This window comes from Amycolatopsis sp. NPDC059021, from assembly GCF_042739895.1.
In the GTDB taxonomy this organism is placed as follows: domain Bacteria; phylum Actinomycetota; class Actinomycetes; order Mycobacteriales; family Pseudonocardiaceae; genus Amycolatopsis.
Map to the genome: position 1 here is coordinate 60,192 of NZ_JBHYIQ010000041.1, position 19,901 is coordinate 80,092.

The following is a 19,901-nucleotide window of genomic DNA, read 5'->3' on the forward strand; positions in this document are numbered from 1 at the left end:
CCCCGCGGCCGCGGGGGTTTTGGGGGGGGGGGTTGGGGGGCCGGTGGTTTGGGGGCTTAGCGTGTGTGCTCTCTGGTGGGGGGGCGCGCCCCCCCCCCCCCCCCCTCCACACTTCGGGGTGACAGCGGCGGCGCCCGGTCGGACGTACCGTTACCCGTATGCCGAGATCGGGTGTGCTGCTGGTGTCCGCGCTGCTGATGTCGTGTCTTTCCCCGGCCTTGGCGGCCGCCACCCCCGGTGCGCCGGTCTGTGACCGTCAGCCGGCCTCGTACCCGTCGGCGCCCAGTGGCGCCGTCGTCATCGAGGCGAGCGTAGACGCCGACCTCACCGCGAAAACCAAGGCGTCCCCGCCCGGGACGACGTTCTGGCTCGCGCCGGGCACGCACACTCTCGGCAAGGACGAGTTCGGCCAGGTCACCCCGAAGGACGGCGACGTCTACCTCGGCGCGCCCGGCGCGGTGCTGGACGGGCGCGGGGTCAACAAGTTCGCCTTCACCGGCCGCGCGCACGACGTCGTCATCCGCAACCTCACCGTGCGGGGCTTCGCCGCGCCACAGGACCAGGGCGTGGTGAACCACGATTCCGGTGACGGCTGGACGATCGAGAACGCCACGATCGAACGGAACGACGGCGCCGGGCTGATGGCCGGTGCGCGGCAGCAGGTGCGGCACACGTGCCTGCGGGACAACGGGCAGTACGGGCTGAACGCCTATCAGGCGGGCGACGGGATCACCGGGCTCGTGCTGGAGGACAACGAGATCACCGGCAACAACACCGGCGACTGGGAAACGAAGGTCCCGGGCTGCGGCTGCAGTGGTGGCGCGAAGTTCTGGGTGGTCGACGGCGCCGACGTGCGGCGGAACTGGATCCACCACAACCACGGCGCCGGCCTGTGGGCGGACACGAACAACAACGACTTCCTCGTCGAGGACAACCTGTTCGAGGCGAACGAGGCCGAGGGACTGTTCTACGAGACCAGCTACAACCTGATCCTGCGGGACAACACCTTCCGCGGCAACGGCGTCGTGCAGGGCCGCCGGTTCGCCGATCGCGGCGACAACTTCCCGACGGCGACGGTGTATCTCTCGGAGTCCGGCGGGGAGCCGCGCGTGCGGGCCAGGACGTCGTCCATCGAAATCACGGGCAACACGTTCGAGGACAACTGGTCCGGGATCACCCTGTGGGAGAACGCGGACCGCTTCTGCAACAGCCCCGCGAACACCTCGACGGGCTACTGCACCCGGACGAACGGCCCGACGCCGTCGTGCGCGCAACCGGAAATCGCGTCCGGCGCGAAATACTCGGACTGCCGCTGGAAGACGCAGCGGGTCTCGGTGCACGAGAACACGTTCCGCTTCGATCCCGGGCAGCTCGGTTGTACCGTGGGAATCTGCGGGCGGATGGCGATGCTGGCGAACTTCGGGACGTACCCGGATTGGTCGCCATACCACGGCGAAGCGGTGCAAGAGGCGATCACGTTCGGGCAGGACAACCACTGGCGCTCGAACACCTACACCGGCCCATGGCGCTTCACCGCGCACGACACATCGCGCACCTTCGACGCCGCGCGCTGGCAGGCCGCGCCGTATGGGCAGGACGCGGGGAGTACCTTCACCGGCTCCTGAGTGCCACACTGGTCGTGGGGATGTCGGCGAGAGGGGATGCGGTTGTCTTCGACAGTTCGGAAAGCCGTGCCGTTGGTGGTTCTCGTCGCTGTGCTGTCCGCCTGTGGGGCACCCGGGCAACAGCGTTCTCCCGCGTCCTCGGCGCCGACCGGAGGCTCTCCCACCAGCAGCACCGCGGCGAAGTTGATCACGGTCCCCGACGTCTCCGGGATGAACCACCAGCAGGCGCAGGACACCATGCAGGCCGCCGGGCTCTACAACCTGCGCGAGGTGGACGGAAAGGGGCTGGGCCGGGCCCTGATCAACGACCGGAACTGGGTGCAGGTGGGCCAGGATCCGCCGGCGGGCACGAAGGTCCCGCCGCACACGGTGATCACGCTGACCGCGGTGAAGTACACGGACCGCTGAGCCCTCATCCTTTCGCCCCATGCCGTGAAGGCCTCCTTACCGGCGCTGAGCGCCGGTAAGGAGGCCTTCACGGACCATCAATCCACAAAGGACAAGCCGAGGCGCCCGTCGCGGATCGGCCGATCGCCGGTCAGCAGACGTACCAGTCGCCTCGCGTCGCCGGTTTTCCGGAGCCGGCGGGGGCCGCGGTGAGGTCGAGGCAGTAACGCTTCGAGTCCGTGGCAAGAAACCGGACATAGCCCGCGTTGTCCCCGGTATAGGTGAAGAAGAGGCCGCCGCCTCCCGAGGCGGCCACCTTGCCCAGCGTGCTGAACGGCCCGTCGTTGTCCGCGACATACAACTGGTAGCCCTGACCGATCACCAGCAGTGTCCTTCTCCCGGAGCCCCAATCGGCCGAGACGTGAGTTTTCTGCCCCATGTTCGCGTTCTTGATCTCACAGCCTCGATAGGAACCGCTGTAGATCGGTTGCGCGGTGGGACCACAGTCGAGAACCCCGCCCGCAGCCGGAGGTTGGACCGAAGGCGTCTGCGACTCCGGCGCTGACCGGGCAGACAGCCGCTCGTGTTCGAGATAAACGACGACGGCCGCGGCCACGATGACCACGAAGAGCATCGCGCCGATCAGCCACGGCGATCCGGGTTTCCGCGGCAGGTGGATGTTCGTGTCACCATGCTGCTCCGCGACCTGCACGACGGTGTCCGCACTGCCGGACACGTTGGTGCGCACAGCGCTCTTCGTCTCCTCCGACATGTCTCCCCCTGAGCATTCGGCGCAAGATACTGAGCCGAAAGGCCGTATTTTGGTGCTCAAGGTTACCGCTTGATCATCCAGCGTGACGACGGGGCAGGAAGCGGTCCACGCACCAGGCCACCGCGAGCATGACGGCGAGTGCCGCGAAGAAGCCGCCGAGCGCATCCGTCGGGTAGTGCGCCCCGAGCGCGACCTGCGCCCAGCCCATCAACAACCCGGCGACCAGCGCCAACCCCAAGAGCAACGCCACGGCCGCGGCCCGGCTCAGCCGCTCGGCGAAGAGCAGCGCGATCACTACGGCCAACGCGGTCGCGAAGGCGGTGTGCCCGCTCGGGAACGACAGGTAGTGCCCGTGGATCATCCGGCCGGCAACGGGTTTCAGCACGCTGGTCACCCCGACCGTCACGACGACCCCGGCGACGGTCACCACCGCGAGCCGCATCCGGCGTCGCCACAGGCACAGGCCCACCACGGCCGCCACCAGCAGCGGCGAGCCCAGCGGTTCACCGCCGAAGTCGAACACCAGAGCCACATAGCGCAGCGGCGGCGCAACACCGTCGATCAAAGGCAGGATCGCCGCGTCTACGCCGTCGACGGACGTCTCGCCCGCGAAGACCATGGCCAGCACGAAAACCACGAGCACGCCGAGAATCACCAGTGCGAGAGCCGGAGCACGCAGCGGGGGTGGCAAGGCCGCGGGTGCGGACGCGACGGCGTCGAATACCCGCCGGGCGTTGCCTCGTACGTCGGTCAGCGGAAGCTCCTCGCCCGGCCCGCACCACCGGACGAGGCGTGGGCGGCGATCACGTCGGTGTATCCGGCGATCAGCCGGTCCAGTCCGGCCGACGGCGTGAAGCCCTTTTCGTAGCGCAGCCTCGCCGCTTCGCCCATCGCGCGGTTGTCCGCCGAGACGATCCGCCGCAGGCACTCCGCCAGCGACGCCGGATCGTCCGGGCGGTGCAGCAGGCCCGTCTCCCCATCATCGACCAGCTCGGTGAAGGCACCGTGAGCCGCCGCGACCGTCGGCACGCCGGCGGCCATCGCCTCGACCACGACCAGCCCGAACGCCTCCAGCCACGACGAGGGCGCGACCACCGCGGCGGCGTCCGCGGTCAGCGCCCGGCAGTCCTCTTTGGACTGCAGGCCGACGTACCGGACGTCGTCCCGGCCCGCGGCCCAGCGGGCGACGTCGTCCGAGAGCGGGCCGGTGCCCGCGATGACCAGCGGCAGCCCGAGACCGCCGGAGGCCGCCACGCGATCCCACGCGGCCATCAGGGTCAGGATGCCCTTCTCCGCGGTGATCCGGCCCAGAAACAGCAGGTGGGAGCCCACACCGAAACGGCGGACACCGGGATCGGGGACGAAGTTGTGCTTCACGACGAGCCGTTCGGCGGGCATTCCCGCCGCCACCAGCGTGGCGCGTTGCGCACCCGAGATGCAGAAGAACCGGTCGATGCCGGACCACCAGCGCCGCCGGTTCGCGACCATGCTCACCGCCATCGGCGCCGTCGCGATCGCGGAATCCCGGTAGCAGCCGTGCCGCACGGCGGGCAGCGGCGACCCGCCGACGCAGTCCGTGCAGATGTGCCCGTCGCGGTAGAGCGTCCCGGGTGGACAGACCATCGTGTAATTGTGCAGCGTCGCGACCACCGGCACCCGCGCGTCCGCGCACGCGGCGACGACCGACGGCGAGAGCAGCGGGAACGTGTTGTGCAGGTGCACGACGTCCGGGCGGTCGACCCGCAACCGGGTCACCAGGTCGCGCCGCGCCGCCGGGTTCCACGGGACCAGCAGCGGGACAGCGGCCTTGCGCGGCAAGGACATCGAGGCGATGTCGTCGCTGCGGCGCTCGAACAACCCGACCCGATGCCCGCCCTCGGCGAGCAAGGCCATCTCCTGGTCGACGACGGTGTTCTCGCCACTCGGCTGCTCGGACCGGTAGCGGTTGTGCACCACCAGCACCTTCATCGTCGTGCCCCTCCCCCGGGAATGAAGTTCGTTTCAGCGCTCTCCGACGCCGGACCGCGGGCCAGCAGGGACGCCGCGACCGCCAGGTGCAGCAGATACGGCGAGGCGTCCCCCAGGCCGGCCTCGGTGTAGGACGCGCTCAGGCAGTACGCGATCAGGAACATCGCGCACGCACGCTGCAGCGACGGCGGCCGCAGCACCGCGACGACCACCAGGACCAGCAGGAACGCCGCGACCAGTCCGATGCCAAGAAAACCCTGCTCGTAGTAGACCGCCAGCCAGCTGCTGTCGATCGGCAGGCCGGCGTAGGACTTGTCGGTCAGCCCGATGCCGAAGACGTAGTCGAACGTCGAGCGCGGCGCGTCCAGCAGGGCGTCCCACACCTTCGCGCGGCCGGTGAGGCTGGAGAAGTTGTCCGCGCTCTGCCCGCGCAGGAACCACGTCTGCAACGCCGAGGCCAGCGCCACCGCCGCGAACCCGACCACAAGCGCGCTCCACACGAACACCTTCCGCGCGCGGGAGCTGGTCAGCAGCAGCGAACCGAGCGCGACCGCCAGCCCGACGACGAGGCCGAGCGTCGCCGTCCGGGTGTGGGTCAGCAGCAGCAGGCCGAGCGACGGGACGACGACGGCCAGCGCGCTCCAGCGGTCGGTCCGGCGGCCGAGCCACAGCAGCAGCGACAGCCCGGCGATGACGGCCGCGTACTGCCCGACCTGTGGCGGGGTGAGCGGCCACACCGCACCGGAGAGCCTGCCACCGTAGATGTCCGGAAAAGCCTTGCCGGGCGCGACGACGAGCCCGATCGCGACGGTCACGAGGATCGCCCCGTACGCGCGGATGTGGTGCCGGACGAACGTGACACCACCGTCCCACCACCGCGTCAGCAGCCACAGGGTCGCGAGGAAGACGGAAAACCGGAAGCACCGGAACAGCGCGCCGAGCCCCGACTGCAGGTCCACGCTCGCCACGATGCTGGTGATCAGCAGGAACGTGAGCAGCAGCAGATAGGCGCTCGGCCGGATCCGGATGCGGGGGTTGAGCACCAGCGCCAGCACGAACGCCGTCATCAGCGAGCCCATGGTGACGAGCTGGCTCACCGAACGCGGCAGCGGGATCACCGTCTGCGCGCCGGTCGAGCCGAGGGTGTTGATGATCAGCAGCGTCCACGCGGCGCCGACCAGCTTCGGCGGGCGCTCGGTGTCCACAGTGGACGGCGAGGTGAGCGGCCGCGCGGTCGTGTCAGCCACGTCAGCCACCACCCCTGCTGAACGTGCTCTCCTTGTCCTGCTGGTACGGCGCGCCCTGCCACTCCCCGAACTCGACGATGTGGCCGGGCTCATGCGCCACGAACGTCCACGGGCCCTTGTAGGTGTTGTGGTACCAGCGGTTTCCCTGGTTGAACGTGATCGCGTCCTGCACCGCGCCGCCCTTGTAGGGTGACCACTCCGGGTACGTGCCGTAGTTCGACAGCAACGCCATCCGGCCGCACGTCACCGAGCACCCGATGACGGCGGGATCGAGCAGGAACCGGTTGTCGTGGATGTCGACGCGCTGGGTCCGCCAGCGGCAGTCGGCCTGCAACGGCGCTTTGCCGATTCCGGGGGCCGCGCACTGGGCCCGGTCGGTGACCAGGCGGGTGCAGGAGTCGGTGGACGTGTTCGCCGGGCTGTTGCAGAACCGGTCGGCGTTCTCCCACAACGTCACCCCGGACCAGTTGTCCTGCAGCACATTGCCGAAGACGTCGATCTTGTCGGTGCGGGCCTTCACGCGTGGGTCGCCGCCCGCTTCGGACAGGTAGATCGTGCCCGCCGGGAAGTTGTCGCCGCCGTCCGCGCGCTTGCGGCCGTCGACCCAGTTGTTCCGGCGGATAGTGTTGTCCCGGATGACCGCGTTGTAGCTGATCTCGTAGAAGATCGCGGCGCCGTCGTTGCCCTCGATGACGTTGCTCGCGATGAGGAAGTCGTTGTTGTTCGTGTCGGCCCACAGGCCGGTGCCGCGGTTGTCGTGCACCCAGTTCCCGCGGACGTCGGCGCCGTTGACCGACCAGAACTTGACGCCGCCGGTGCAGCCGCAGCCGTCGACGTGTTTCTCCCAGTCACCGGTGTTGTTCCCGGCGATCTCGTTGCCCTCGACGACGAGCCCGGTGATCCGGTTGCCCTCGGCGAACGCGTTCATCCCGTACTGCCCGTTGCGCCGCAGGCAGTTGCCCCTGACCTGCTGGCGGTCGCCCGCCATCAGCCCGGCGCCGTCGTTGTCCTGGATCGCGCTGTGCTCGATCACCCAGCCGTCGCCGGAGTCGTGGTTGACCACGCCCTCGTCACGCGGCGCGGTGAAACCCTGGACGGTCAGGTTCTGGATCTTGACGTTCTTCGCGTGGCCGGTGAACGCGTAGTTGTTGCGCTTCTTACCGTCCACAATGGCCCCCGGCGCGCCGAGGTAGACATCGCCGTCCTTCGGCTCGACCTGGTTGTACCGGTCGTCACCGAGCAGGTGCGTGCCCGGCGCCAGCCAGAACGTCGTGCCCGCCGGATTGGCCTTGGTCTTCTCCCGGAGGTCGCCCTTGACCGCCGGATCGACCGTCACCGCGCCCTCCGGTGCGGTGGCCGGTCCGGGCGGCAGCTTGTCGCACACGGCCGCGACCTGCCCGGACGGCGCGGCCGACGGTGGCCGGTTCGCGGCGTCGCCGTCCTTCCCGGAACACGCGCTCACTACCAGCGCGGCCACGACCAGCAGCGCCATCAGGCTTTTCGTTCGGATCACCGCGAACCTCCCTCCGATGTGGACAGTTGACTGTGGACTATCGATCGAATCTCAGTTTCGTGGTCACGCTGCCGACGCCACCGCTGCCGACCAACGTCGTCGCGGGCTCACGACGGCCGAAGCCCGCCGAGTACCAGCCCAGCGGCGGATCCTCCTGACCTCGGTGCGCCGTCCACGCCAGCCCCGGTGGAAGCTCCAGCACCGCGGTGCGTCCTTGTGTCCACTTCAGACTGGCGGTGTGCCCGTCGAGCGAGACGTCGACCGCGGGGCCGAGATGGAAGGCGAGCCTGCCCCAGTGACCTTCGGAGCCGTCGACCTCGTCGAGGATCGTGAGCACGTCACCGTCGAGACTCACCGAGCGGCGGTGAATCGCCGGGCGGTAGCCGTCGTGCTCGGCACTCCACCGCGACGGACCGCTATCCGGGGTGTGCACGTCGAGAACCGTGCTGTGTGCGTGCCGGACCCACAGGAACGGACCGCCCGAAGCGGACTGATCGGCGCCGTCCAGCTCCAGGGTGTTGTGCCCGAGGGTGGACCGGAAGTACGACCGCCATCGCGGTTCGCCGTGGTAGCAGTACGTTCCCGGGTCGGCGAGGATCTCGACGCCGTCGTGGCGGACCTCCACCGAGAGCGCGTCGGCGTGCGCGTGCGCGGCGATCGAGAGGAAGCCGTGCGGCCCGGCGTCGCACCGGCACCAGATCTCCCCCGTTTCGCCGCGCGAACGCAGGATGGTCATCCCGGCGTCGGCGAGATGTGCCGGGCGGCGCACGGGCCGCGCGGACATCGGCTGTGGCACCGGGCCGAGCGCGGCGAGCAGCGGGGTGCGTACGTCCTTTTCGGACACTTCCGGCCACCAATCGCGACGGCCGAAAAGCGCGTTGCCGGTCGCGAGCAACGAAGCCCAGCGGCCGACGTCGAAACCATCGACGATCAGGCCGAAGCCGTCGTCGGCGTCACCCTGCCTCGGCGGGCTCAGCGTGACGTCCACAATGGACGCCAGGGCATCGCACATCCGCCGCAGCACCAGCCAGGTCGAATCCGGGACGTGGGTGCCCGCGGCGTGCGCCTCCAGTGCCGCCGCCAGCCCCAGTTCCAGGACGAGGCCGTGGTACTCGGTGGCCAGCTCGCGGTTGAGACCGGAGTCGAAGGTGTTGGCACGCAGGTGTTCGTCGAGCGAGCGCAGCGCGTCCGCCCGCCAGCCGGGGGATTCCGGGAACCACGCGAACGCGCTCGCCGCGGCGAGTTGCCCGGCCGCCTCCGCGATGATGTGGTTGTTCGCCGAGGAACCCCGGCTCGGGAAGTCCTCGAGCCAGCGCTGGTGGTACCAGATCTGCCGCAGCGCCACGGGATTGTCCTCGAACAGGTCGCGCGCGCCGGGCCAGCCGTCGAGCAGGCGGCGCACCCAGACCCAGGACAGCAGCCGGATGCCCAGCTCGATCCCGCTCACCCAGTGCACGCCGCGCATCGGTGGATTGGCCGACCACCACGACCGCAGCTGTTCGGCGACGCGCCGGGCGTACCGCACCTCGCCGGTCAGCGCGAACGCCGCGGCGAGCACGGTCAGCTGCTGATGCCGTGAGGGTTCCCAGATCTGCTTGATATCGCCTACCGTGTCCTCGCTGCGGTAATCGATATCGAACGAGTACACATCGGACGGTGCGCTGAGCCCGGTCTTCGGGTCGCGGGACCACTCCGGCGCGACCAGGTCGCTCCGCTCGACGCCGAAGTACTCGCCATGACCTTCCATGAGGCGGTCAGCAGTGGCGACGAGCCGGGTGACAGCTTCGTCGCCGACAGCCTTGAGCACGTCGTCATCGAGGACCACGGCGAATCTTCGCCGGGGCAACGGCGTGGACTGGGCGGGCAGCTCACGCCACTGCCGCTTCCGGACGACGTCGGTGACGCGCCCGGCGATCTCGGCCGGTCCCATCCGGGACAGCCGGCGCAGATACCAGACGGGATCCATCACGAACCCTCGATCCGCACCGGAAGACCGGTGGTGAGGCTGCGCTGCACGGCGAGGGTGGCGAGCGTCGTCGTGATCAGCGAGTCGAGCGAAACCGGCATCGGTGAACCGCGCCGGACCGCGCGGACGAACGCCTCCAGCTCGGCGCGCTGGCCCTTGTCGCGGCCCTTCGGGATCCGCGAGCTGGCCCACTTCTTGCGGGAGAACACCGACGCGCGGACGAAGTCGTCGAACTTCAGGACCTTCCCGTCCGCGACGACGTCGAGCGTCTCCTTCGGGAAACCGCTCGATCCGCTGGTGGCGTAGCTGATCGAAGCCGTCGACCCGTCCGGGTAACGCAGGAGGATCTGGAGGTCGGCACCGCTCGGAGTCGCGCACGCGTACACCGAGACCGGGTCATCGCCGAGCAGCCAGCTCACCGTGTCGATGAAGTGCCCGCCCTCGCCGGCGAACCGCGAGCCCTCGCTCTCGACCTGGTTGTACCAGCTGTTGTGCTCGAGACGTCCGGCGTTGACGAGGTACCGCACCGAAGCCGCGCCGACCCGCGGGCCGAACTGGCCACGCGCTTCCAGCAGCAGCGGCGCGAAGCGGCGGTTGAACCCGACCTGGAGCCGGTCGTTGCCCGACTCCTCGATCGCCTCCACCACGGTGGTCAGCTCTTTTTCCGACAGGGCAAGGGGTTTCTCGACGAACACGGCCTTGCCCGCGAGCAACGCGCGGCGGGTCAGCTCGGCGTGCGAACTGTGCCGGGTCACAACGAACACCGCGTCGATCGAGGGGTCCTCCAGCACCTTGTCGACCTCGGTGGACGCCTCGGCGAAGCCGAACTTGCGCTGGGCATTGGCCCCGGAAAGCGCCGAAGTGGTGGCGACGTGCCGGAGCTGGACGTCGGTCATCTCGGCCAGATGCGGCAGGAGCATCGAGGACGCGTAGTTCCCGGCGCCGATGAACCCGAGCCGCAGCGGCTGCCCCAGTGGAAGCGCCTTCGCGACCTTGGTAGCCGGAGCCACCCGCGGCGCCGTGAGAATGGCTTCCTGGACATGGACGTCGGCCAGCGCGTCCGGGTAGCGGAAGAGCACCGCCACCGCTTTCAGCTCGCCGTCGTTGAGCTTGCGGTACGTCTCGACGGCGGTCGAGAAGTCCGCGACGTGCGAGATCAGCGGCTCGACGTCGATGCGCTTGCGGGCGATCAGGTCGAGAACGCTTTCGATATTGCGGCGTTCCGTCCAGCGCACCTGGCCGATCGGGTAGTCGCGGCCCTGGAGTTCGTATTCCGGGTCGTAACGGCCAGGGCCGTACGAGCGGGAGAACCGGACCTCGAGTTCCTTTTCGTAGTAAGCGTTCCACGGCAGGTCGAGCTTGCACTTGCCGATGTCGACGATGCGGCCGCGGTCGCGCGCGAGCTTCGCCGCCAGCTCGACCGGCTCGTTCGTGCTGCCGCCCGCGGCCAGGTAGACCTGGTCGACGCCGTGGCCCGCGGTGACTTCGGCGACCGCGGCCTCGATCTGCTCGGACGCCGGATTCCCGCACGCCAGCGCGCCGAGCTTCTCGCCGAGTTCGCAGCGGGCCGGGTCCGGGTCGACGCCGATGACGCGGACACCGGACGCGGTCAGCAGTTGCACGACGAGCTGGCCGATCAGTCCGAGCCCGATGACCAGCGCGACGTCACCGAGCTGCGGTTCCCCGCGCCGGACACCCTGCATCGCGATCGAACCGACGGTGCCGAACGCGGCGTGCCGCGGATCGACCCCGGTGGGAACGCGGCTGTACAGGTTCTTCGGCACCCAGTTCAGCTCGGCGTGCAGCGCCTGCTCGTTGCCCGCGCAGGCCACGAGGTCCCCGACGGAGACGTCCTCGATACCGTCGCCGACCTGCTCCACCACGCCACACAGCGAATAGCCGAGCGGGGTGTAGGAGTCGAGCTTGTTGATGGCCTTGCGGTAGGTGGCGGCGAGACCGTTGGTGGCCACGCTCTGCACGACCTTCGCGACCTGGTCCGGCCGGGCGCGGGCCTTGCCCACCAGGGAAAGGCTCGCCTCGGAGACCTTCATCATCTCGGTGCCGGTGGAGATCAGCGAGAACAGCGTCCGCACGAGCACCCCGCCCGCCTTGCACGCCGGCGCGGCCACCTCGAGAAGGGCCAGCTCACCGCTCTTGTAGTTCTGCACTACCTGTTTCACGTCACTCCTTGTTGCCGCTGCTGCCCGCGCCCGCGGCGGTGGCGCCGCGGTACCAGTATTCGAGAGTCAGTACGTGCCAGAGGTGTTTCGACCGGTCCTGCTGCCCGGCCGCGTCCTCGTCGACGAGCCGCTGCAATGCCTCGCGCCGCAGGAAACCGGACTTGACCAGCTCGCCGTCGTGCACGACCTCCCGCACCACCGGCGCGAGGTCCCGGCTCATCCACGCCCGGATCGGCGCGCTGAACAGGCCCTTCGGCCGGTGCACGATCTCACCGGGCAAAATGGACAGTGCCGCCTGCTTGAGCGCCATCTTCCCCTGCCGTCCCACGATCTTGCGGTTACCGGGGATGCGGAACGCGGCCTTGACGACCTCGACGTCCACAAAGGGCACCCGCACCTCGGTCGAGGCCGCCATGCTGGAACGGTCGGTGTAGGTCAGGTTCAGGCCGGGCAGGAACAGCCGGGAGTCCGCGAGGCACATCCGGTTGACGAAGTCGTCGAGGACGTTGTCGTTGTACGTGTCGGCGTGCTCGGTCAGCACGTCGTCCACAGTGGACGAAAGGTCCGGGTCGAGCAGACCGAGCAGCTCGGCCCGGTCGTACATCGTGTAGCTGCGCCGGAACGCCGTCTCCTCCGGGAGCTCGGCGAACGAGAGGAACCGCTTCGCGAACCGCACCGAGCGGAAGCCCCGCTTCGCCGTCGCCACCGGAAGTCTGTCCACAAGGGAATGCACCGGCTTGCGCAGTGCGCCGGGCACCTGCTGATAACGCAGCGCCAGGACGTTCGCGAGATGCTTGCGGTAGCCGGCGAACAGCTCGTCGGCGCCCATGCCGGACAGCATGACCTTGACCCCGGCCTCCCGTGCCGCGGTGCAGATCAGGAACGTGTTGATCGCCGCCGGATCGCCGATCGGCTCGTCGAGGTGATAGGTCATCCGCGGCAGCAGGTCCAGCACCTGCGGCGCGATCTCGATCTCGTGCAGGTCGACGCCGAACTTCGCGGCGACCTGCCGGGCGTAGCGCAGATCGTCCGGCATGGCCTCGAACTTCGCGTCCTCGGCACGGAAACCGATGGTGTAGGCCGAAATCCCCGGTTGCTCGCGGGCGGCGAGCGCGGTCAGATAGCTCGAATCGAGCCCACCGGAGAGGAACGTCGCGACCGGGACGTCCGCGAGCAGGTGTTTCCTTGTCGACTCGGCGACAACGGCGTCCAGATCGACCTCGCCGGTGTATTCGGCGCCTTCGGCCGCGACCTCGCGCAGCGACCAGAAACTGCCCTGCTCGGTGTGCCCGTCGGGGTGGAAGCGCAGCCAGCTGCCGGGCGGGAGTTTCTCGGCCTCCCGGAACGCGCAGCGGCCGTCCGGCACCCAGTAGTACAGCAGCGAGGCCACGAGCGCGGCTTCGTCGATGCGCAGCGAGCCACCGAGTTCGGAGGCGAGCGCCTTCAGCTCCGAGGAAAACACCACCCCGCCGCCGCGGCGCACCAGGAACAGGGGCTTGATGCCGAGCTGGTCGCGGGCCAGGACGAGTTCGCCGGAGCGTTCGTCGAACACCGCGAACGCGAACATGCCCCGCAGCCGCGGCAGGCATCCGACGTTCCAGACCCGCCACGCCTGCAGCAGCACCTCGGTGTCCGAGGTGCCGCGAAAGCGCACCCCGGCAGCCTCCAGTTCGGCGCGCAGCTCCGGCGCGTTGTACAGCTCGCCGTTGTAGGTCAGCGCGAGGCCGTCGGCGACCATCGGCTGCGCGCCGGTCTCCGACAGGTCGATGATCGACAGCCGCCGGTGTCCGAAGTGGACTTCCCCGGCGCCCGCGGCGTGCTCGTAGTGCCCGGCTCCGTCCGGGCCGCGGTGGGCCAGCGACTTCGTGAGCCGCTGGGTGAGCGGGCCGCCGTCGGGCCAGAGGTAGGTGCCTGCGATGCCGCACATCTGCGTGGCGTCCCTTTCAGTCGAAGAAACAGCACGTCATGGAGCTGGACGCGGTCGTCACGAGACTTCCGCGTTCTTCTCCCCGGTGACCGGCGAAAAATGGTCGGCCGGCAGTTCGCCCTTGTGCGCGGGATCGTGCAGCAACGGTGTCGGCCTGCGTGGCACGCCGTTGCGGATTTGCTTGCCCTGCTGGGGTTTCGCCACCGGTTTGACCGGCGCCAAAATCCTCGTCGGCGCCTCGGAGTCCGGGATCTTCCGTCCGTCGCCGGCCGGTTCCGGGACCGACGGCGTGGTTTCGGGAACGTCCAGGTCCGTTGAGCGCTGCGCGGCCGCGCGACCGCGCAGCGCGGTGTGCAGGCCGTCCCACAACGTACCGTCGGTGCGGTCGCGCGGATCGGGGTCGACCACGACGACGCCGATGATCGGGATGGCCCGGTCGGCGAGCTGCCGTGCCACGGTGTGCAGCCACAGCGTGCTTTCCTTCCCGGCCCGCACGACGAGCACGGTCTCCTCGCCGAGCGCGTCCAGGTCGGTCCACGCCACCCCTGGCGACACCGAGCCGACGCCGATCCGGCGTTCCTCGGGCTCGGCCGGTGGGGCGTCGACGGCCACGAGCCTGGCGTCGCTGCCCGAGGCGGCGGCGAGCGTGCGCAGCTCTCCGCCCGGCAGATCGTCGACGAGCGCGACCGGTTCGTCGAGTTCCGCCGCCATGTCGAGGGCGAGCGCGGCGGTGACCTTCGGGCAGCCGAGTTCCAGCAGCGACACGGATCCGGCGTCGGAGCGGATCGCGCGGACAAGCGTCGTCGCGATCCTCTTGCGGTCGGTGACCCCGCGCGAACGTCGCCAGAATCTCGCGGGCCCGCGTGGCGGCGAGGAGAGCTGCGCGATGACCGACGCGCCGAGATGTTCGGAGATCTCGCGGCGCAGCACCGGCCTGTCCCGCACGACGCCGGTGACGAGCGCGAGGGCGAGTCCCAGCGCCAGGCCCAGCGCGAGACCGATGCCGCTGTTGAGCGCGCCGGTCTTGAGCAGCGAGCGCGGCAGGACCCGCGGTGTCTCGATGATCTGCGTGCCGGCGGCGATCTGCGGAGTGCCGATCCCGGCCTGCTGGGCGCGTTGCTCGAAGTCGGAGATCTGCGCGGTGAGCGCGGCCCGCCTGCCGTACAGCGTTTCGAGTTCCGTCGCGTTGCCTGCTGTCCGGCCCCTGGCGTTCGTCTTCTCCTTCTCCGCGATCTGCGCGTCGACGTCGGCGAGCTGGGCCTGGATCTGGTTGCGCTGATCGGACAGCGCCTTGGCCTGCGCGGACGCGGCGGCCTGGTTGCGCTGCGCGTGATCGGCGATGAACGCGTCGGCGAGTGCCTTCGCGCGCGCTGTCGCGTCGGCCGCACTGGTGCCCTTGACCGTCACCTGCAGGACGTTGTTCGTCAGGCCGAGACCCTGGTAGTCCTTCAGGAAGTCTTCCGGTTTCTGCGTGCTGTTGACGGCTTTCAGCGCGGCGCCGGCGATCTGCGTCGTCTGCAGGAGGGCGACGTCGGTGCGGATCAGCGTCCCGCTGTCGGTCGGGGAATCGTCCTTGTGCAGCACGATGATCTTCGTGACCGCGGTCGGCGACGAGGGCAGGACGACCGCGAGCGCGCCACCGACGACGAGGCCGAGCAGGGCGAGGGAAAGCCACAGCCGCCGTCCTCTGCGGACCGAGGCGATCAGCCGCGGCAGGTCGAGCAGCGGCTGGGAGGAGGATGGCCGGGTAGTCACGCCGACCCCGCCATCGCGTCGCGCCGGGTGGTGTCCTGGCTCTTCGAGGGCGCCACGCCGGGCCGCACCGGATGGACCAGCAGCGCGCCGAAGATCTCGTGCCCGGCGTCCGCGCAGGCCTCGGCGATCCCGACCAGTTCCCACGCGGTCCGCGAACCCGCGCCGAGCACGACGAGCACGCCCGTCACGCCGCCACCGTCCGGGACGATCGGGCGCGAAGCGGCGATCTCGGCACGCTCCATCGCCGACCGCGGGACGGCCTCGGCGTCGGCCGCGACGCCGAGCTGTTCGGCGGCGCCCGCCGCGGGCCCGTCGTCGTCCGCGGTGAGCACGAGAATCCGCTCGCGGGTGCCGTGGGTCAGCCCGAGCCGGGTCAGGACACGCCGGTAGCGGACGTCGCGGTTGAGGTCGTCCGCCGGGATTTCGAGCCGCGGGACGTGCCACGGCCGGTCGCCGCCCACCGCGCGGCGCAGTTTGCCGGCGAGCCCGGTGGCTGCGGCCGGGGCGGCGGCGTCGGGGACGTCGATCGCGGAAAGGACCGGGGCGCCGAGAGCGGCGGCGATTTCCGTCTCGCTCCGGAGCCTCCGGTCGGCGCGCGCGGCGAAGAGGTGGCCGAGGACTCCGACGAGGAAGAACAACACGGCGCCGCCCGCGACGAACTGGACCATGGTCGGCGCCGCCGCGGCGCTGGGCCGCGCGGCGGGGCCCATGACGACCATGTTGCCCTGCCCGGTCGCGGCGTCGGCCTGGTTGAGGTTGTTGATCGCCTGTTCCAGCGACGTCCGCAGCCCTTCGAGCTGGGTGCGGGCCTGGACGCTTTCCACGGTCAGGTCCTTGCCCTCGACCGAACGCTGCAGGTCGGAGATCTTCTGGTTGGTCTGCACGACCTGCTGGCGCAAGGTTTCTCGCTGTTCCCGCGCGAGTTGCCCGGCGGGGTCCATGCTGTTGGCCAGCAGCTGGGTCGAGTACTTCACGAACTGGTCCGCGACCTGGTCGGCGAGCTGTTTCGCCTCGTCGGCGGTGGCCCCGGAGACTTCCAGGGTCACCACGTTGCCCTGGGCGGCCGAGGCGGTGATCCGCTTGCGGAGGTCGTCGGAGGAGACGTGCCAGCCGAGGTTGGCGGCGGACCGGTCGAGCACCACGGAGCTGGTCGCGACCTGGGCCTGGGTCAGCAGTTCGTCGGCCTGCCGGGGCCCCTGCATCAGCACGCTCGCGCTGGTCTTGTAGCCGGGGGAGAACAGCAGGGAAGCGCCGGCGCCGGCCAGGCCCCCCACCACGACGAGGACAGCGAGGAGCCGCCAACGCCTGCGGAGAACCTGTCCGACCATGGACAGGCGCACCGTATCGTCACGCAACGCAGGGGTCTCCCCTCGTCCCAGTGCCAGTAGATACCAATCCGACCTTGGTAAAGGCTTGTCGCCGCTGGAAGTGCGGCTTTCATCCCACCCGTCGTCGCGTTCACGGCATTGGTTACAGCTACGCCGGAGTTTTGTTCAAAGTTTTGTACTCGGCGCTCAGGAGGTGGCGCGCTCGTAGGCGGCGAGCAACGCGGTGCGGGAGTTGTCCCACGAAAGCGGCCCGTCGACGCGTTCCTTGCCCAGCTCGCCCATGCGCTCACGCTCGGCGGGATCGTCGAGCAGCTTCGCGATGAGCTTCGCGAACTCGCCGACGTCGTTGGCGGGCGCGTAGAGCGCCGCGTCCCCCGCCGAAACCCGCGCTTCCCGCAGGTCGAACGAGACGATCGGGCGGCTCATGGCCATGTACTCCATGATCTTGTTCATCGTCGACACGTCGTTGAGCGGGTTCAGCGGGTCGGGCGCGAGGCAGACGTCGGCGGCCGACAGGTAGCGCACCAGATCGGCGTCCGGGATGCGGCCGGTGAACTCGACCCGGTCGGCCAGCCCCAGCTGTTTCGACAGGGCGACCATCTCGTCGAAGGTGTCGCCGGAGCCGACGAACGCGGCGTGCCAGTCGTCACGGCCGCACTCGTCACGCAGCGCGGCGAGCGCGCGCAGGGCGTAGTCGACGCCGTCCTGCGGGCCCATGACGCCCAGGTAGCAGAGCAGATGCGGCTTGCCGCGCTTGAGCCCGGGCTCGGCGGGGACCTGCTGGAAGCGGTCGATCACCGGCGCGCTGCGCACCACGAAGACGTCGTCGGGGGACTTCTTCCCGCGGGTCAGCGCGGCGTCGCGGTAGCTCTCGTTGGTCGAGATCACGACGTCGGCGGCGCGGTAAGTGGCACGTTCGAGCGCGCAGACGCCGCGATAGAGGAAGTCCTCGCCGCGGTCGAAGCGGGACAGGTACAGCTCGGGGCATAGATCGTGCTGATCGAAGATGAACCGCGCGCCACGGCGCTTGAGCAGCAGCGCGACGAGGAAGAGCAGGTCCGGCGGGTTGCAGGCGTGCACGACGTCGACCCGGCCGATCCGGCGCGCGAGCCGGAAGGTGTGCCACAGCGCGGATCCGTACTCCTGCAGGTACCCGGCGGGGCCGCCGGTCGCGGCCTTGAGCGGGTACCGGTGGATGTGGACGCCGTCGATCTCCGCGTACGCCTCGGTGTCCCGCTTGGTGCCCTGCGGGCAGATGACGTGCACCTCCCATCCCGCGTCGCGCAGGGTCGTGCTCTCCTGCCAGACGCGGCGGTCGAACGGGACCGAAAGATTCTCGACGAGGATCAGGGCTCTTCTACCGCTTTTACCAGGCAAGGCCGACGTATCCCTTTTCGTTCCGGCGCGTGGCGGCGTCGGGGAGGCGGACGAGATCGATGAGCACCTGGTCGCCGCCGTGCGGGAGCGCGGCGGTGACCGCGGCGTCGGAGCTGCCGACGAGGCACACGTCGGCGTGGGCGAGGACTTCGCCGATGGAGCCCGCGAGCAGCTGGCCGAGGTGCGGGAGCCTGCTCTCGATGTACTCGCGGTTGGCGCCCATCAGCCGGGACAGGCTGACGTTGGCGTCGTAGATCTTGAGGTCGTAGCCCTTGCCGAGCAGCCGTTCGGCCAGCTCGACGAGCGGGCTCTCGCGCAGATCGTCCGTGCCGGGCTTGAACGACAGCCCGAACAGGCCGATCTTGCGTTTCCCGGTGCGGGCGACGAGGTCGAACGCGCGCTGCAGGTGCTCCTCGTTCGACGGGAGCACGTGCGCGAGGATGGGCACCGACACGTCGGCGCGGTGCGCGGCGTAGACCAGGCCGCGCAGGTCCTTCGGCAGGCACGAGCCGCCGAACGCGAACCCGGGTCTCAGGTAGGCCGGGCTGATGTTGAGCTTGCGGTCGGCGAGGAAGACGTCGATGACCTGGTGCGAGTCGAGCCCGAGCGCGCGGCAGACGGCGCCGAGTTCGTTCGCGAAGCCGATCTTCAAGCCGTGGAAGGCGTTGTCGGCGTACTTGGTCATCTCGGCGACCGGGATCGGCACGCGGAAGACGTCACCGGGCAGGCCTTCGTAGAGCTTCGCGACGGCGTCGCCGCTCTGCTTGTCGAACTCGCCGATGACGGTCTTCGGCGGGTCGAAGAAGTCGCGGACGCTGCTGCCCTCGCGCAGGAACTCCGGGTTCACCGCGACCCCGAAATCGACCCCGGCGGTGCCGCCGGAGGCCTTTTCCAGAATGGGAACCAGCAGGTCGAGGCAGGTTCCGGGCAGCATGGTGCTGCGGAAGACGACCGTGTGGCGGCCTTCCTTGGTACTCAGCGCCCGGCCGATCTCCTCCGCGACGCGTTCGAGGTACGCGGTGGAAAGGCTGCCGTTGGGCGCCGACGGCGTACCGACGCAGACGAGCGAGATCTCGCTGGCCGCGACGGCCTCGGCGACGTCCGTGGTGGCGCGCAGCGCCCCGGACGCCACGACCTCCGCGGTCAGCTCGCCGATGCGTTCCTCGACCACCGGCGCCTTGCCCCGGGTGACGAGATCGATTTTGATCGGGTTGACGTCCACCCCGACGACCTGATGACCACGACCGGCGAGGCACGCGGCGGACACGCAGCCCACGTAGCCCAGCCCGAAGACGCTGATCTTCACGACACACCCTCCAGCCGGATTCGCTGCACCCTTGGTCGGTACCCGCGCGCGGTTCGTTACCGCTTTTCCCGCGTCGATTCGGCGACGGTGCGTGTCGTTACGCTTCCTTGACTCTCCCCGCGTCTGCCCGGCCCACTATCCTTGGCGCACAACGGAACCCTCCGGCGCCGCGACCCCCGATGATCGACCGCCCCGGCACCCGCGCAACCGCGCCCCGGCCTAACCCCCTCCCCCACCCTTCCCTTGGGGGGCGTCCCTGCAACATTCTATCGCCCGGGTACGACAAAACCCGCGAAAAGCCATCCGGGGAGGGAAGTTGTCCACAATCACGAATGGCTGTGGATATCTTGCCTGACGAGTGGTGGGTTGCGCGCCGCGGGCGTAATCGGAAGAACCCTGGCTCCGCGGGTTGTCCCGAATGATGCGTTGCCCCTGGAGCCGCAGGCGTTCGTACGCCTCGACGCGAGGCTCAGCGCCCCGTCCATAGAGTCCTTTGTGGACTAATTGGCCGTGAAGGACTCCTTACCGGCACTGAGCGCCGGTAAGGAGT

14 protein-coding genes are annotated in these 19,901 nt (G+C 69.5%); 2 read left to right on the forward strand and 12 right to left on the reverse strand.

Annotated elements, in window-relative coordinates; all coding sequences use genetic code 11:
* Positions 1–158: 158 nt before the first annotated feature.
* Both ACFWX1_RS23980 and ACFWX1_RS23985 read left to right on the forward strand, forming a co-directional pair.
* Positions 159–1,625 carry a right-handed parallel beta-helix repeat-containing protein gene (locus ACFWX1_RS23980; RefSeq protein ID WP_378390769.1) on the forward strand — a complete coding sequence of 489 codons (1,467 nt, stop codon included), beginning with the start codon at positions 159–161 and terminating at the stop codon, positions 1,623–1,625.
* Positions 1,626–1,808: 183 nt separating this feature from the next.
* The gene (locus ACFWX1_RS23985; RefSeq protein ID WP_378323536.1) at positions 1,809–2,033 is read left to right on the forward strand and encodes a PASTA domain-containing protein; all 225 of its coding nucleotides are present in this window, start codon (positions 1,809–1,811) and stop codon (positions 2,031–2,033) included.
* A 130-nt stretch (positions 2,034–2,163) separates the two neighbouring features.
* On the opposite strand, the gene ACFWX1_RS23990 is transcribed toward ACFWX1_RS23985, so the two are convergent.
* The 12 genes from ACFWX1_RS23990 to ACFWX1_RS24045 form a co-directional block, all read right to left on the reverse strand.
* A complete protein-coding gene (locus ACFWX1_RS23990; protein ID WP_378390770.1) occupies positions 2,164–2,784 on the reverse strand; it encodes a hypothetical protein in 621 nt (206 codons plus the stop codon).
* A gap of 73 nt (positions 2,785–2,857) precedes the next feature.
* On the reverse strand, positions 2,858–3,427 hold the full coding sequence (locus ACFWX1_RS23995) for a phosphatase PAP2 family protein (RefSeq protein ID WP_378390772.1): 570 nt from the start codon (positions 3,425–3,427) through the stop codon (positions 2,858–2,860).
* Positions 3,428–3,534: 107 nt separating this feature from the next.
* Entirely contained in the window at positions 3,535–4,752 is a 1,218-nt protein-coding gene (locus ACFWX1_RS24000) for a glycosyltransferase family 4 protein (protein ID WP_378390774.1), read from the reverse strand.
* Positions 4,749–5,957 (reverse strand): O-antigen ligase family protein, encoded by a 1,209-nt coding sequence (locus ACFWX1_RS24005; protein ID WP_378390794.1) that lies wholly within the window; start codon positions 5,955–5,957, stop codon positions 4,749–4,751. Before ACFWX1_RS24005 ends, ACFWX1_RS24000 begins: the two co-directional genes overlap by 4 nt.
* A 43-nt stretch (positions 5,958–6,000) precedes the next feature.
* Positions 6,001–7,491 carry a right-handed parallel beta-helix repeat-containing protein gene (locus ACFWX1_RS24010; protein ID WP_378390796.1) on the reverse strand — a complete coding sequence of 497 codons (1,491 nt, stop codon included), beginning with the start codon at positions 7,489–7,491 and terminating at the stop codon, positions 6,001–6,003.
* Between the two features lie 58 nt (positions 7,492–7,549).
* On the reverse strand, positions 7,550–9,478 hold the full coding sequence (locus ACFWX1_RS24015) for an alginate lyase family protein (RefSeq protein ID WP_378390776.1): 1,929 nt from the start codon (positions 9,476–9,478) through the stop codon (positions 7,550–7,552).
* Positions 9,478–11,658 (reverse strand): bi-domain-containing oxidoreductase, encoded by a 2,181-nt coding sequence (locus ACFWX1_RS24020; RefSeq protein ID WP_378390777.1) that lies wholly within the window; start codon positions 11,656–11,658, stop codon positions 9,478–9,480. The genes ACFWX1_RS24015 and ACFWX1_RS24020 overlap by 1 nt, the downstream gene beginning before the upstream one ends.
* A gap of 1 nt (position 11,659) precedes the next feature.
* Positions 11,660–13,585, reverse strand: a complete 1,926-nt coding sequence (asnB, locus tag ACFWX1_RS24025) for an asparagine synthase (glutamine-hydrolyzing) (protein WP_378390779.1) — start codon at positions 13,583–13,585, stop codon at positions 11,660–11,662.
* A 57-nt stretch (positions 13,586–13,642) separates the two neighbouring features.
* Positions 13,643–15,340, reverse strand: a complete 1,698-nt coding sequence (locus tag ACFWX1_RS24030) for a Wzz/FepE/Etk N-terminal domain-containing protein (protein ID WP_378390781.1) — start codon at positions 15,338–15,340, stop codon at positions 13,643–13,645.
* The gene (locus tag ACFWX1_RS24035; RefSeq protein ID WP_378390783.1) at positions 15,337–16,695 is read right to left on the reverse strand and encodes an exopolysaccharide biosynthesis protein; all 1,359 of its coding nucleotides are present in this window, start codon (positions 16,693–16,695) and stop codon (positions 15,337–15,339) included. The genes ACFWX1_RS24030 and ACFWX1_RS24035 overlap by 4 nt, the downstream gene beginning before the upstream one ends.
* Before the next feature lie 159 nt (positions 16,696–16,854).
* Complete coding sequence (locus ACFWX1_RS24040; protein ID WP_378390784.1) at positions 16,855–18,045, reverse strand: glycosyltransferase family 4 protein; 1,191 nt, start codon at positions 18,043–18,045, stop codon at positions 16,855–16,857.
* Complete coding sequence (locus ACFWX1_RS24045; protein WP_378390786.1) at positions 18,035–19,351, reverse strand: nucleotide sugar dehydrogenase; 1,317 nt, start codon at positions 19,349–19,351, stop codon at positions 18,035–18,037. The genes ACFWX1_RS24040 and ACFWX1_RS24045 overlap by 11 nt, the downstream gene beginning before the upstream one ends.
* Positions 19,352–19,901 lie beyond the last annotated feature (550 nt).

Excerpts from the sequence above, each read along its gene's own strand:
- ACFWX1_RS23990 (WP_378390770.1), bottom strand. The coding sequence starts at position 2,784 with ATGTCGGAGGAGACGAAGAGCGCTGTGCGCACCAACGTGTCCGGCAGT.
- ACFWX1_RS24010 (WP_378390796.1), bottom strand. The coding sequence starts at position 7,491 with ATGGCGCTGCTGGTCGTGGCCGCGCTGGTAGTGAGCGCGTGTTCCGGG.
- ACFWX1_RS24000 (WP_378390774.1), bottom strand. The coding sequence starts at position 4,752 with ATGAAGGTGCTGGTGGTGCACAACCGCTACCGGTCCGAGCAGCCGAGT.
- ACFWX1_RS23980 (WP_378390769.1), top strand. The coding sequence starts at position 159 with ATGCCGAGATCGGGTGTGCTGCTGGTGTCCGCGCTGCTGATGTCGTGT.
- asnB (WP_378390779.1), bottom strand. The coding sequence starts at position 13,585 with ATGTGCGGCATCGCAGGCACCTACCTCTGGCCCGACGGCGGCCCGCTC.
- ACFWX1_RS24015 (WP_378390776.1), bottom strand. The coding sequence starts at position 9,478 with ATGGATCCCGTCTGGTATCTGCGCCGGCTGTCCCGGATGGGACCGGCC.